Source organism: Halomonas sp. TH-94, assembly GCF_057473365.1.
Window position 1 is genome coordinate 35,340 of record NZ_JBYCKL010000018.1, and the last position, 11,440, is coordinate 46,779.

General features: G+C 64.1%; 11 protein-coding genes. 10 read left to right on the forward strand and 1 reads right to left on the reverse strand.

What is annotated here, in order from left to right:
- Position 1 precedes the first annotated feature (1 nt).
- The 10 genes from AC2VNO_RS03530 to AC2VNO_RS03575 all read left to right on the forward strand — a co-directional run bounded on the left by AC2VNO_RS03530 (position 2) and on the right by AC2VNO_RS03575 (position 10,750).
- Positions 2-1,138: a mandelate racemase/muconate lactonizing enzyme family protein gene (locus AC2VNO_RS03530; protein WP_486932845.1), complete on the forward strand. Its 1,137-nt coding sequence runs from the start codon at positions 2-4 to the stop codon at positions 1,136-1,138.
- 4 nt (positions 1,139-1,142) lie between these two features.
- Entirely contained in the window at positions 1,143-2,006 is an 864-nt protein-coding gene (locus AC2VNO_RS03535; RefSeq protein ID WP_486932846.1) for an amidohydrolase family protein, read from the forward strand.
- Positions 2,007-2,033: 27 nt separating this feature from the next.
- On the forward strand, positions 2,034-2,831 hold the full coding sequence (locus AC2VNO_RS03540) for an NAD-dependent epimerase/dehydratase family protein (protein ID WP_486932847.1): 798 nt from the start codon (positions 2,034-2,036) through the stop codon (positions 2,829-2,831).
- A gap of 61 nt (positions 2,832-2,892) precedes the next feature.
- Positions 2,893-3,648, forward strand: a complete 756-nt coding sequence (locus tag AC2VNO_RS03545; RefSeq protein WP_486932848.1) for a FadR/GntR family transcriptional regulator — start codon at positions 2,893-2,895, stop codon at positions 3,646-3,648.
- A gap of 46 nt (positions 3,649-3,694) precedes the next feature.
- Positions 3,695-5,272: an aldehyde dehydrogenase (NADP(+)) gene (locus AC2VNO_RS03550; RefSeq protein WP_486932849.1), complete on the forward strand. Its 1,578-nt coding sequence runs from the start codon at positions 3,695-3,697 to the stop codon at positions 5,270-5,272.
- Positions 5,273-5,603: 331 nt separating this feature from the next.
- Positions 5,604-6,551, forward strand: coding sequence for a tripartite tricarboxylate transporter substrate binding protein (locus AC2VNO_RS03555; RefSeq protein WP_486932850.1), 948 nt, complete (start codon positions 5,604-5,606; stop codon positions 6,549-6,551).
- A 12-nt stretch (positions 6,552-6,563) separates the two neighbouring features.
- The gene (locus tag AC2VNO_RS03560; protein WP_486932851.1) at positions 6,564-7,082 is read left to right on the forward strand and encodes a tripartite tricarboxylate transporter TctB family protein; all 519 of its coding nucleotides are present in this window, start codon (positions 6,564-6,566) and stop codon (positions 7,080-7,082) included.
- Positions 7,083-7,091: 9 nt separating this feature from the next.
- Entirely contained in the window at positions 7,092-8,585 is a 1,494-nt protein-coding gene (locus AC2VNO_RS03565) for a tripartite tricarboxylate transporter permease (protein WP_486932852.1), read from the forward strand.
- Positions 8,582-9,913, forward strand: coding sequence for an enolase C-terminal domain-like protein (locus tag AC2VNO_RS03570; protein WP_486932853.1), 1,332 nt, complete (start codon positions 8,582-8,584; stop codon positions 9,911-9,913). The genes AC2VNO_RS03565 and AC2VNO_RS03570 overlap by 4 nt, the downstream gene beginning before the upstream one ends.
- A gap of 90 nt (positions 9,914-10,003) precedes the next feature.
- Entirely contained in the window at positions 10,004-10,750 is a 747-nt protein-coding gene (locus tag AC2VNO_RS03575; protein ID WP_486932854.1) for a CvfB family protein, read from the forward strand.
- Between the two features lie 26 nt (positions 10,751-10,776).
- Here AC2VNO_RS03575 and AC2VNO_RS03580 read toward each other — a convergent pair whose 3' ends face one another.
- Entirely contained in the window at positions 10,777-11,322 is a 546-nt protein-coding gene (locus AC2VNO_RS03580; RefSeq protein ID WP_228579964.1) for a VOC family protein, read from the reverse strand.
- Between the last annotated feature and the right edge of the window lie 118 nt (positions 11,323-11,440).

The following is an 11,440-nucleotide window of genomic DNA, read 5'->3' on the forward strand; positions in this document are numbered from 1 at the left end:
GATGAAGATAGAAGCCGTACATACCCATATTCTCGACCATGTGCTGGACACGACCTTCGAGAGCGCCTCGATGCACTTCACCCGGCGCCAGAACTGCTTGGTCGAGGTCGTCTGCGATGACGGCACCATCGGCTGGGGCGAGTGCCTGGGCCCAGCCCAGCCCAACGCAGCCGTGGTCAAGGCCTACGCCGCCGCCCTGGTCGGTCAGGATCCGCTGCAGACCGAGAAGATCTGGCTGGAACTCTACAATCGCCTGCGCGACCAGGGCCAGCGTGGGCTTACCGTGACCGCCCTGAGCGGCATCGACATCGCGCTGTGGGACATCAAGGGCAAGCGCTTCGGCGTACCGATCTCGACCCTGCTGGGCGGCCGTTTCCGCGACGGCGTGCGAGCCTACGCCACTGGCTCGTTCCGCCGCGAGGGCGTGGATCGAGTCGAGGACGTCGCCCATGAGGTCGCGGGGTATCGCCGCGAGGGTTTCCATGCGGTGAAGATCAAGATCGGCTTCGACGTGGAAGAGGACCTGCGCGTCATCGAGGCGGTGCGCCAGGCCATCGGCCCCGGCATGCGCCTGATGATCGACGCCAACCACGGCTACGACTATCTGGAGGCCGTTGAAGTGGGTCGCCGGGCGGCGGAGTTCGGCATCGACTGGTTCGAGGAGCCGGTGCTGCCCGAGCACGTTTCCGCCTACCGCGCGGTACGGTCCGACCAGCCGATCCCCGTCGCCGGCGGCGAGACCTGGCACGGCCGCTATGCCATGCATGAACCGCTTGCCACTCGCGCGGTGGACATCATTCAGCCCGACATCTGCGGCGTCGGGGGTTTCACCGAGATCCGGAGGGTGGCCGACATGGCGGCGCTGCATGGCGTACGCCTGGTGCCGCACGTATGGGGCACGGCGGTGTGTCTGGCCGCCAGCCTGCAGTTCATGGCCGCACTGCTGCCCAATCCGCCGCGGCGTGACCCGATCGAACCGATCCTCGAGTTCGACCGCACCGAGAATCCCTTCCGTCAGGCGGTGGTGAAAACGCCCATCGAACACGACCGGGGCGTTGTAGCGATACCGGACGGGCCCGGGCTCGGCATCGACATCGACCGTGAAGCGCTCAGCCGTTTCGCCCTCAAGGAGGCATGACGACGTGACAGCGATACCCGCCAATACCCGGCCGTTGGACGGACCGGCGCCGCGGCTCGAAGCGCCGCTGGGTGCCGCCGATTGCCATATCCACCTGTATCTGCCCGGCTTCGAGGCCCAGCCCGGTGGACCCGGCATCGTCGAGCTGGCCACGCCGGAAGACTACGCCAGGGTACAGGCGCGTCTGGGGCTGGAGCGGGTGGTGGTGACCCAGCCGAATGCCTACCAGCGCGACAACGGCGCCCTGCTCGAGGCCCTCGATCGTCTAGGCACCGAAACGGCTCGCGGTGTGGCTGCCGTCTCGCCCGATACGTCTACCGATAGCCTGCTCGAGTGGCATGCCAGGGGAGTGCGAGGGGCGAGGATCATGAACCTGCCCGGTGGCGCCGTGACCCATGACAGCATGCTCGAGGTCGAGCGTCTTATCCGCCCGCTGGACTGGCACCTGATGGTGCAGTTCAACGGCCAGCACCTGGACGATTATCTCGGCGGCCTGCAGCGCATAGAGGGCGAATACATCATCGATCACATCGGCAAGTTCATGCCACCGGTGCCGGCAGACGATCGCCGGGTCGATGAGATCCTGCGGCTGCTCGATCGCGGCAATGCCTGGTTCAAGATCTGCGCCGGCTACGAGGCGAGCATGACCGGGGGGCCGCGCTACGAGGACGTAGGAGCCATCGCCCGCCGGGTCATCGCCCATGCTCCGGAGCGGGTGATCTGGGGCTCGAACTGGCCCCATGTCGGCGTGCCGCGCGAGCAGTATCCGGACGATGCCGAACAGCTCGACGTGCTGCTCGAATGGGCCGGCCCCGAGGCCCGGCGCCAGATTCTGGTCGACAACCCTGCCGCCCTGTACGGCTTCTGATACCGCCTGCTTGAGGAGAGAAAACGCATGATCGATCGTCTGTTGGTAACGGGGGCTGCCGGCGGCATGGGCCGCCTCATTCGGCCCCACCTGGCGCAGCTTGCCCGCAGGGTGCGGCTGTCGGACATTGCCGACCTCGGCGAAGCGGCCAGTCATGAAGAGCTCGTACCTTGCGATCTCGCCGATGCCGAAGCGGTCGGCGTGCTGGTCCAGGGATGCGATGCCATCGTGCATCTGGGCGGCGTATCGGTGGAGAAACCCTGGGCGAGCCTGCTGCAGGCCAACATCGTCGGCACTTACAATCTGTACGAGGCGGTGCGCCGCCACGGCAAGCCGCGGGTGATCTTCGCCAGCTCCAACCACACCACGGGTTACTACGAGCGCTCGCAGAGGATCGATACCGAGGTGCCGCATCGGCCCGACTCGCTCTACGGCGTGACCAAGTGTTTCGGCGAAGACCTGGCAAGCCTGTATCATGACAAGTTCGGCGTCGAGACACTCAGCGTACGCATCGGCTGGTGTCACCCCAAGCCGACCGATACACGTAAGCTGGCGATCTGGCTCAGCGCCGAGGACTTCGTCAGCCTGGTGCAGCGTGCCATCGTCACGCCGCGCCTGGCCTATACCGTGGTCTACGGTTTCTCGAACAACGCCGAATGCTGGTGGGACAATCGCAAGGCCGCTTTCCTCGGCTGGGTGCCGAAACACAGCTCGGAGCCATGGCGCGAGGAGATGGAAGCGCTCGATGCCAACCTCGACCCCACGGACCCGGCGGTCATCTACCAGGGCGGCCCTTTCGCCACCTCAGGCCACCCCGACGATTGATCACCAACGGCACTGGCACGCGCTGAGCCCTTACCACGAAACATGACCGATGGATGGCGATATGGCAGGCAAACCCGATATGACGGCCGACTTCAAGCAGCTGAAGGTCCAGAAGCTTTCACGCGAAGGCAGCCTGTCCGTGCATGTCGCCGACCAGCTCGAGGCGCTGATCGTCAACGGTGGTATCAGCGTGGGCGAGAAGCTACCCACCGAGAACGGCCTGTGCGAGGCCTTTGGTGTCAGCCGCACGGTGATCCGCGAGGCCATCACCCATCTCAAGTCACTGGGACTGGTCGAGACGCGACGGGGTGTCGGCACCACCGTGCTGCGCTCGACCACGATCGAGGCGATGCCGGCGGAGCGCATCAGCCCGACCACCGTCGAGGACATCTTGCATGTGCTGGAGCTACGGCTGAACCTCGAGCCGGCGGCGGCGGCGCTGGCCGCCGAGCGGCACGACGAGGCGGACCGGCGCATGCTGGAGGAGAAGCATACGGCCTTCATCGAGGCGCGTGCAGCCAAGTCCCAGGCGCGCATCGAGGACTATGAATTCCACTATGCAATCGCCGCCGCCACCAAGAATCCCTTCTTCAAGGTTTTCTACGAGCAGCTGAGTCAGAGCGTGATTCCGCGAGCCAAGCTGATGAGCATCGAGATCAACACCGCGGCCACGGACAAGTACCTCGCCCGCGTGGAGGAGGAGCACACCTACATTCTCGAGGCCATTCTGGCCCGCGACCCCGAGGCGGCGCGTGAAATGATGTTCCAGCATCTCAACCGCGCGCGGACCATGTACGCCAAGTACCAGGAAGCCTGAACGAGCGGCTCTCCTGGCCACGCGATACCGGAAAACAGGAGGCATCATGACCCTGCAAGGCAAGATGCTGATCGGCTGCGAGGCCGTCAGCGGCAGTTCCAAGCCCATCAACGCCGTCAACCCCGCCACTGGCGAGACCCTCGAGCCCACCTACGCGGGTGGCGGCAAGGCCGAGGTCGAGCGTGCCTGCCAGCTCGCCGAGGCGGCGTTTGGCACTTACCGCGAGACCACGCTGGAGCAGCGCGCCGTCTTTCTCGAGACGGTCGCCTCTGAGATCGAAGCCGTCGGCGAGGCACTTATCGAGCGCGCCATCGCCGAGACCGGACTGCCCCGGGCACGTCTCGAGGGCGAGCGCGGTCGCACCTGCGGTCAGCTGCGCCTGTTCGCTGCCGTGGTGCGCGCCGGCGAGTGGCTCGACGTGCGCCTCGACCCGGCCATGCCGGACCGTCAGCCGCTGCCCCGCGCCGACCTGCGCCAGCGTCACATTCCGCTCGGCCCGGTGGCGGTGTTCGGCGCCAGCAACTTCCCCTTGGCCTTCTCCGTGGCCGGCGGCGACACCGCCTCGGCGCTGGCGGCCGGCTGCCCGGTGATCGTCAAGGGCCACTCCGCCCACCCCGGCACCTCGGAACTGGTCGGCCGCGCCGTACAGCGTGCCGTAGAGAAGAGCGGCCTGCCCGAGGGGGTATTCTCGCTGCTGTTCGGTTCGGGCAGCGAGATCGGCCAGGCGCTGGTGAGTGACGCGCGCATTCAGGCGGTGGGCTTCACCGGCTCCCGCGGCGGCGGCACCGCGCTGATGAAGACCGCTCAGTCGCGCCCGCAACCGATCCCGGTCTATGCCGAGATGAGCTCGATCAACCCCGTGTTCCTGCTGCCGGAAGCCCTCAGGGCGCGCGGCAAGCAGATCGCCGAGGGTTTCGTCGCCTCGCTCAACATGGGAGCGGGACAGTTCTGCACCAACCCGGGCTTGGTGATCGCGGTGAAAAGCCCCGAGCTCGAGGCCTTCGTCGAGGCCGCGGCCGATGCGGTCAAACAGAGTGCCGCCCAGACCATGCTCACTCCGGGCATCCATGGCGCCTACGAGCAGGGCGTGCAGCGCCTGGCAGAGAATAGTCAGGTCAGGGAAGTGGCCCGTGGCCAGGTGGGCGAGTCGGCCCATCCGTGCCAGGCGGGGCTGTTCGTCACCGCGGCTCGGGGTTTCCTCGTTGACCCCGAGCTTCAGGAGGAAGTCTTCGGCTCCACCGCGCTGGTGATCGAGTGCGCCGACCAGGACGAGGTGCGCCAGGTTGCATCACAGCTCGAAGGCCAGCTCACCGCCACGCTGCAGATGGACGACGACGACCTGGGCGCGGCGAAAGCCCTGCTGCCGATCCTCGAACGCAAGGCGGGGCGGATACTTGCCAACGGCTGGCCGACCGGGGTCGAGGTGTGTCACGCCATGGTCCACGGCGGTCCCTACCCGGCTACGTCGGACTCCCGCACCACCTCGGTGGGCAGCGCGGCGATCCTCCGCTTCCTGCGCCCGGTGTGCTACCAGGCGCTGCCGGAGAAGCTGCTGCCCGAGCCGCTGCGTGACGGCAACCCATGGAAGGTCTCTCGGCTGGTGGACGGCAAGCGGGAAGGTTGATATCCGCTTTCACCAGGGCACTTGTGCTCGCTTATTTGCTACTCGTTTCTATGTGCGATATCGCTGCATGAGTGCCCCGGCTTTCCCCCGATTGCCGGCAGCGATCTGCTCCGTCACTTTCTTCAGCTCCCTGAGCGATGGGGCCTGCCTGGGTGTTCCAGGCTGAATCGAAAGATAGAACTTTAGTCGGTTTTTCCTAGGAGAGAGTCTTGCAGAGGACCTCGTTAATGACTAGGTTGTATGATGTATTACAAAGGCGAGTATGAGACCCCTGCAGCCGTCTTCGAAGCGGCAAACCACATAAAACAAACGCAAGCTCACAGGAGATGTCATGAAAAGGACAATATCCCTCTTGACCACCGCTGCCGTTGGTATCGGCTTCGCTGTCAGCGTTAGTGCCAACGACTATCCAACTCGTAATATCGAGTACATCGTGCCTTGGAACGCTGGCGGCGGTGCCGACAATGTCGTGCGAGCGCTGCAGCCATCCCTCGAGGAGGCACTGGGCGGAACCATCGTCGTGCGCAACCTTTCCGGTGGTGGTGGGGCCGTGGGTTATTCAAGAGCGGTGAGCGCCAGGCCGGATGGCTACACCATCACCATTCCGACCAATGCCGTCTTTACCCTGGAAGGGCTCGGTAACGTCGGTTTCAGCTATACCGACTTCGAATACATCGCCCGTGTGCTGGTCGAGCCGTATGTACTGGCGGTGCGCAGCAGCGGCGGTTGGGAAAATCTCGACGCCTTGGTCGAGGCACTTCAGGAGGAGGGGCAGGTACTCAAGATAGGGGCGTCCGGTGTCGGCTCATCCACGCATGTCATGGCCGTGGCGCTGGCCGAAGAGCTGGGCGTCGAGTTCGATGTGGTGCCCTACGACAGCGGTGCCAATGCCGTATCGGCAGCGATGGGTGATCATATCGATGCCGTGGTACTCAACCCCTCGGAGGTGATCTCCGCCATCGACTCGGGCCGGTTGATCGCTATCGTCACGACCGGCGATGAGCGTAGCGGTGTGCTGGAGGATGCACCCACCATGCTCGAGAGCGGCTACGACTTTTCCGTTGCCCAGTGGCGGGGGATTGCCGCACCCAAGGGCATCAGTCAGGAAGTCGAGGATCAATGGGTCGAGGCGGTCAAGCGGGCGGTCGACAATCCTCAGTTTAAGGAAGCCGCGCGCAACATGGGGTCTGACATCATGCCGCTCTATGGCGATGAGCTCGATGCCTTCGTCGAAAGTACGGCAGAGCTGATGATCTCGGAAGCGGAAAAGCTGAGGTAAGGAGGCCGCACCATGGTGAAATCGCTGGGTGACGTCCTCTTTCATCTCGTCCTGATCGGGATGGCGAGCTTCTTTTTTATCCAAGCGAGTCAGCTCCCGACGAGCGCTGCCGGCGGCAATCTGTCGCCGGCCTTTTTCCCCAAATCGATCTGCATTCTCATCATCTGTCTGCTTGTCTTTTCCTTGTTGAAAAGTTCGAGGAGTGCCATTGCGGCTTTCACAAGCGTCGCGAATGTGAACCTGAGGCAGCATTGGCGCAGTGCAACTTGCTGGCTGTTGCTGTTGGGGTTGATGGTGGCCTATGCCCTGAGTCTTGAGCGGGCTGGCTACGTGATCACGACGTCTGTTTTTCTGTTCCTTTCCGTGGTGGTGGTGACGCTGATGAGCAACCCGGACGATGAAGGAAGGGACCGGATCGGCATCGGGCGGATCGTCTTCCTGGCGGTCTTTTCCGCCCTGGCGGCAACGCTCATCTACCTGGTCTTTACCAAGGGCTTCAACATCATTCTTCCCACTCTGGCTTGGGAGTAGGAGGATCTTATGACGCATTATGTCGATGCGCTTGGGCTGGTCTTTCAGTTCGGTGTGCTGCTGGCGATCGCCGCAGGTACGCTGCTCGGCCTGATCATGGGCGCGCTACCGGGCCTGACGGCCGCCATGGCGATAGCGCTGTTGTTGCCGCTGACCTTCGGCATGCCGGCCGTGATGGGGGTTGGCATGTTGCTGGGTACGCTCTGCGGTGCCATCGCCGGTGGCTCGGTATCGGCTACGCTGCTCAACATACCCGGTACGCCTTCTTCCGTTGCCACCACGCTCGATGCGTTTCCCATGGCGCGCAATGGGCAGGCGGGAAGGGCGCTGGGTATCGCCATCGTTTCCTCCTTTGCCGGCGGCATCATCAGCGCGGTGCTGCTCAGCCTGCTGGCGCCTCCCATCGCCGAGTTCGCGCTCCGGTTCGGGCCGGCGGAGTATTTCGCCCTGAGCGTGTTCGGGCTCGTCATCATCGCCTCGGTGTCGAGCAAGTCCCTGCTCAAGGGGCTGATTGCAGGCCTGATCGGCCTGTTCATCGCCACCGTCGGTAGCGACCCCATTACCGGGGTGAACCGGTTCACGTTCGGCGAGATGTCCTTGCTGACGGGGGTCAGCCTGCTGCCCGCCCTGATCGGCTTGTTCGCCGTAGCCCAGATCCTCAAGGATATCGTCGATTACGTTTCGTCGAGCAACAAGGGAAGCGTGGTTCAGAACCCGGGGGAGGCGAGGCCGCGTTGGCTGGAAGTGTTGCGCAGTTGGAAAGTGGTTGCCTCGAGTTCGGTGATCGGCACCATCGTCGGGGCCATCCCGGGTGCGGGGGGCAGCATTGCCTCGTTCCTTTCCTATGATCAGGCCAAGCGCATGTCGAAGACGCCAAAGAAGTTCGGCACCGGACACCCGGAGGGCATCGTGGCCTCCGAGAGTTCCAACAATGCGCTGGTCGGCGGGGCGCTGATTCCGATGCTGACGCTGGGCGTGCCCGGTGAGGCGGCGACGGCAGTGCTGATGGGCGGGCTCATGATCCAGGGTATCCGCCCGGGGCCGACGCTCTTCGCCGAGCAGGGGGCGATCATCTACGGCATCTTCATCGCCTTTTTCATCGCCAACATCTTCATGCTGCTCATCCAGTGGTTCGGAATCCGCCTCTTCATCAAGGTGTTGCAGGTGCCGCGCAAGCTGCTGATGTCGCTGATCCTGGTGTTCTGTTTCATCGGCGTCTATGGCGTCGACGGCAATATCTTCGATATCTACCTGATGCTCGGTTTCGGCGTGCTGGGCTATTTCCTGTCGAAGTACGACTTCGGCACCGCTCCAGTCATCCTGGGCCTGATTTTGGGCGGCATCGCGGAGTCCAACCTGCGTCGTGGCCTGCAGGTCTTCGGTGGCGACTGGACGCCCTTCGTCATGCGCCCCATCAGTGCCGCTTTCCTGATCGGTGCGCTGCTTTTTCTTGGCTATGCCCTTTGGCAAAACGTGAAGGACAAACAGGGAGTGAATGCATGACGCTGCCCATGATCAAGACGATGCGCATCGTGCCGATTGCCGGCTATGACGGCTTTCTGCTCAATCTCAGCGGCGGCCATGCCCCCTGGTTCATCCGCTGCGTGGTGATCCTGGAGGACGATGCCGGTAACCAGGGGGTGGGGGAAATCCCATCGAGTGCCGGCATCCTCGCAGGGCTGGAGCGCTGCCGTGCCCTGGTAGAGGGGTCGCGGGTCAACGACATCAAGCGGACCTTGAATCAGGTTCGCCTATTGCTGGCCAATAACGGTCGCGAAGAGCGGGGGCGTCAGACCTTCGATCTGCGTGTGGCGGTGCACGTCATCACCGGTATCGAGTCGGCCCTGTTCGATCTCTACGGCCAGGCCCTACAGATGCCCGTGGCCGACCTGCTGGGCCAGTACGGCCGTCAGCGCGACGAAGTCGAGGCGCTGGGCTATCTGTTCCTGCTGGGCGACCCGGCAAAGACGGACCTGCCCTATCCCGAGGCGGCCGACCCCCGGGATGCCTGGGACGAGGTGCGCTGCCGCGAGGCGCTCACTCCACAGGCGGTGGCCGACCTGGCCAAGGCGGCCTATGAGCGCTACGGCTTCAAGGACTTCAAGCTCAAGGGGGGCGTATTGCGCGGTGAGGAGGAGGCCGACTGCATCCGCGCTCTGCACGAGGCGTTTCCCGAGGCTCGGCTCACCCTCGACCCCAACGGCGCCTGGACGCTGGAGGAAGCCGTGCGGGTGTTGATGCCGATTCGGGATCTGCTGAGCTATGCCGAAGATCCCTGCGGACAGGAGGAGAGCTACTCCGGCCGCGAGACCATGGCGGAGTTCAAGAAGCGCACCGGGCTCGCCACGGCAACCAACATGATCGCCACCGACTTCAAGCAGCTGCAGTACGCCGTACAGCTCAACGCGGTCGACATCCCCCTGGCCGACTGCCACTTCTGGACCATGCAGGGGGCCGTGACGGTAGCCGAGCTTTGCCATGAATGGGGCATGACCTGGGGCTCGCACAGCAACAATCACTTCGATATCTCGCTGGCGATGATGACCCATGTGGCGGCGGCATGTCCCGGCCAGATCACCGCCATCGACACCCACTGGATCTGGCAGGATGGCCAGCGGATCACCCGAGAGCCATTCCAGATCCGCGACGGCAAGCTGTCGGTGCCGACGACGCCGGGCCTGGGAGTGGAGCTGGACGAGGAGAAACTGATGGAAGCTCACCGGCTCTACCGCAGCCTCGACGTGACGCAGCGCAACGATGCAATGGCCATGCAGTACCTGATTCCCGGCTGGGAGTTCGACCCCAAGCGTCCGGCGCTGGTGCGCGGCTAGGCAAAGCAAAGCGATTGGCTCCCTGAAACCATTGGCGGCCTTCGGGCCGCCTTTTTGCCATAATGGCCCCACACATCTGCGGAGCTGTTCATGGCCTCTTCTCCTCACGACCGTCGCCAGGGTCGCCCCAATCCCACCCGGCATCCCTCTGGCGGTCAGCGCGAGCGTCGGCCGAGTGCGCCCAAGGCCCAGGTCGGCGAGGTCGCCTACCTGGAGGTGGTCACGGTCAACGAGACCGGCGCCTTCCTCGACTGGGGCCACCCACGGGATGTGTTGCTGCCCTTCGGCGAGCAGCGCTTCCGCCCCACGCCGGGCAAGCGCGTGCTGGTGCGAATCTACGAGGACCAGCAGGGTCGGCCGGTGGCTTCACAGAAGCTGGACCGCTTCGTTCAGGACGAGGCGACGGGGCTGGCGCCCGGCGACGAGGTAGAGCTGGTGATTGCCGACGCTACCGACCTCGGTTACAAGGCTGTGGTCGATCATCGCTTCTGGGGCCTGCTCTATCGCGATGACGTCACCCGCCCCCTGCGCCGCGGCCAGCGGGTCAAGGCCTACGTTAAGCGGCTTCGCGACGATGGTCGTCTGGACCTCTCGCTGTTGCCGCCGGGGTCGGCGCGTCTCGATGTGGTGGGCGATCAGGTACTCAGGGCGCTGCGCGAGAGCGGCGGCTATCTGCCGCTCTCCGACAGCAGCGATGCCGGTGAGATCAAGGCACGCCTGGGCGTCAGCAAGAACGCCTTCAAGCAGGCCATCGGCCGGCTCTACAAGCGGCGCCTGATCGTCATCGAAGAAGCCGGCATACGCCTGGCCCCGGGCGCTACTTCCGACCCAGCCTGAAGCCTTCGCCGGGCTGGGCCAAGAGCTCAGTTCGGCGCCTGGAACTCCTCTTCATGCAGCCAGGCGGCGTGCTTGGGCGCGCGCTTGGTCTTCGACCACTCCTCGACCATGGCCGGTGCCACTTCCTTGAGCTGCTTCATCTGCTCCGGCGTGCCCTTCACATAGGTCAGCTCCAGGCGGTGGCCGTTGGGGTCGAAGAAGTAGATCGAACGGATAATGCCGTGTTCGGTAGGACCGACTACTTCTATGCCCTTGCTTTCAAGCTGCTCCTTGGCCGCCATCAGCGCCGCTTCGTCGGCGACCCGGAAGGCGATGTGCTGGACCCATTCCGGGGTGTTGGGATCACGGCCCATTTCCGGCGAGTTGGGTAGCTCGAAGAAGGCCAGAATGTTGCCGTTGCCGGCGTCGAGGAACAGGTGCATGTAAGGGTCGGGCGCCTTGGTCGAGGGCACGCGGTCCTCGGCGATGGCGACCAGGAACTCCATGTTCAGCTTGTCCTGATACCACTCGACGGTTTCCTTGGCATCGCGACAGCGGTAGGCGACGTGGTGAATCTGCTGAATCTCGATCATGACGGTTCTCTCGGTGAAGAGCGGTGGGGGCGAACATTTAGTTTCATTTGAAACTAAAAATAGAGGCGTTCGCTTGCCGCTGTCAAGCCGCCTTGGAGTTGCTTAGCGCCCTGCGTCA

Excerpts from the sequence above, each read along its gene's own strand:
- AC2VNO_RS03530 (WP_486932845.1), top strand. The coding sequence starts at position 2 with ATGAAGATAGAAGCCGTACATACCCATATTCTCGACCATGTGCTGGAC.
- AC2VNO_RS03550 (WP_486932849.1), top strand. The coding sequence starts at position 3,695 with ATGACCCTGCAAGGCAAGATGCTGATCGGCTGCGAGGCCGTCAGCGGC.
- AC2VNO_RS03560 (WP_486932851.1), top strand. The coding sequence starts at position 6,564 with ATGGTGAAATCGCTGGGTGACGTCCTCTTTCATCTCGTCCTGATCGGG.
- AC2VNO_RS03540 (WP_486932847.1), top strand. The coding sequence starts at position 2,034 with ATGATCGATCGTCTGTTGGTAACGGGGGCTGCCGGCGGCATGGGCCGC.
- AC2VNO_RS03575 (WP_486932854.1), top strand. The coding sequence starts at position 10,004 with ATGGCCTCTTCTCCTCACGACCGTCGCCAGGGTCGCCCCAATCCCACC.
- AC2VNO_RS03565 (WP_486932852.1), top strand. The coding sequence starts at position 7,092 with ATGACGCATTATGTCGATGCGCTTGGGCTGGTCTTTCAGTTCGGTGTG.
- AC2VNO_RS03555 (WP_486932850.1), top strand. The coding sequence starts at position 5,604 with ATGAAAAGGACAATATCCCTCTTGACCACCGCTGCCGTTGGTATCGGC.
- AC2VNO_RS03570 (WP_486932853.1), top strand. The coding sequence starts at position 8,582 with ATGACGCTGCCCATGATCAAGACGATGCGCATCGTGCCGATTGCCGGC.
- AC2VNO_RS03580 (WP_228579964.1), bottom strand. The coding sequence starts at position 11,322 with ATGATCGAGATTCAGCAGATTCACCACGTCGCCTACCGCTGTCGCGAT.
- AC2VNO_RS03545 (WP_486932848.1), top strand. The coding sequence starts at position 2,893 with ATGGCAGGCAAACCCGATATGACGGCCGACTTCAAGCAGCTGAAGGTC.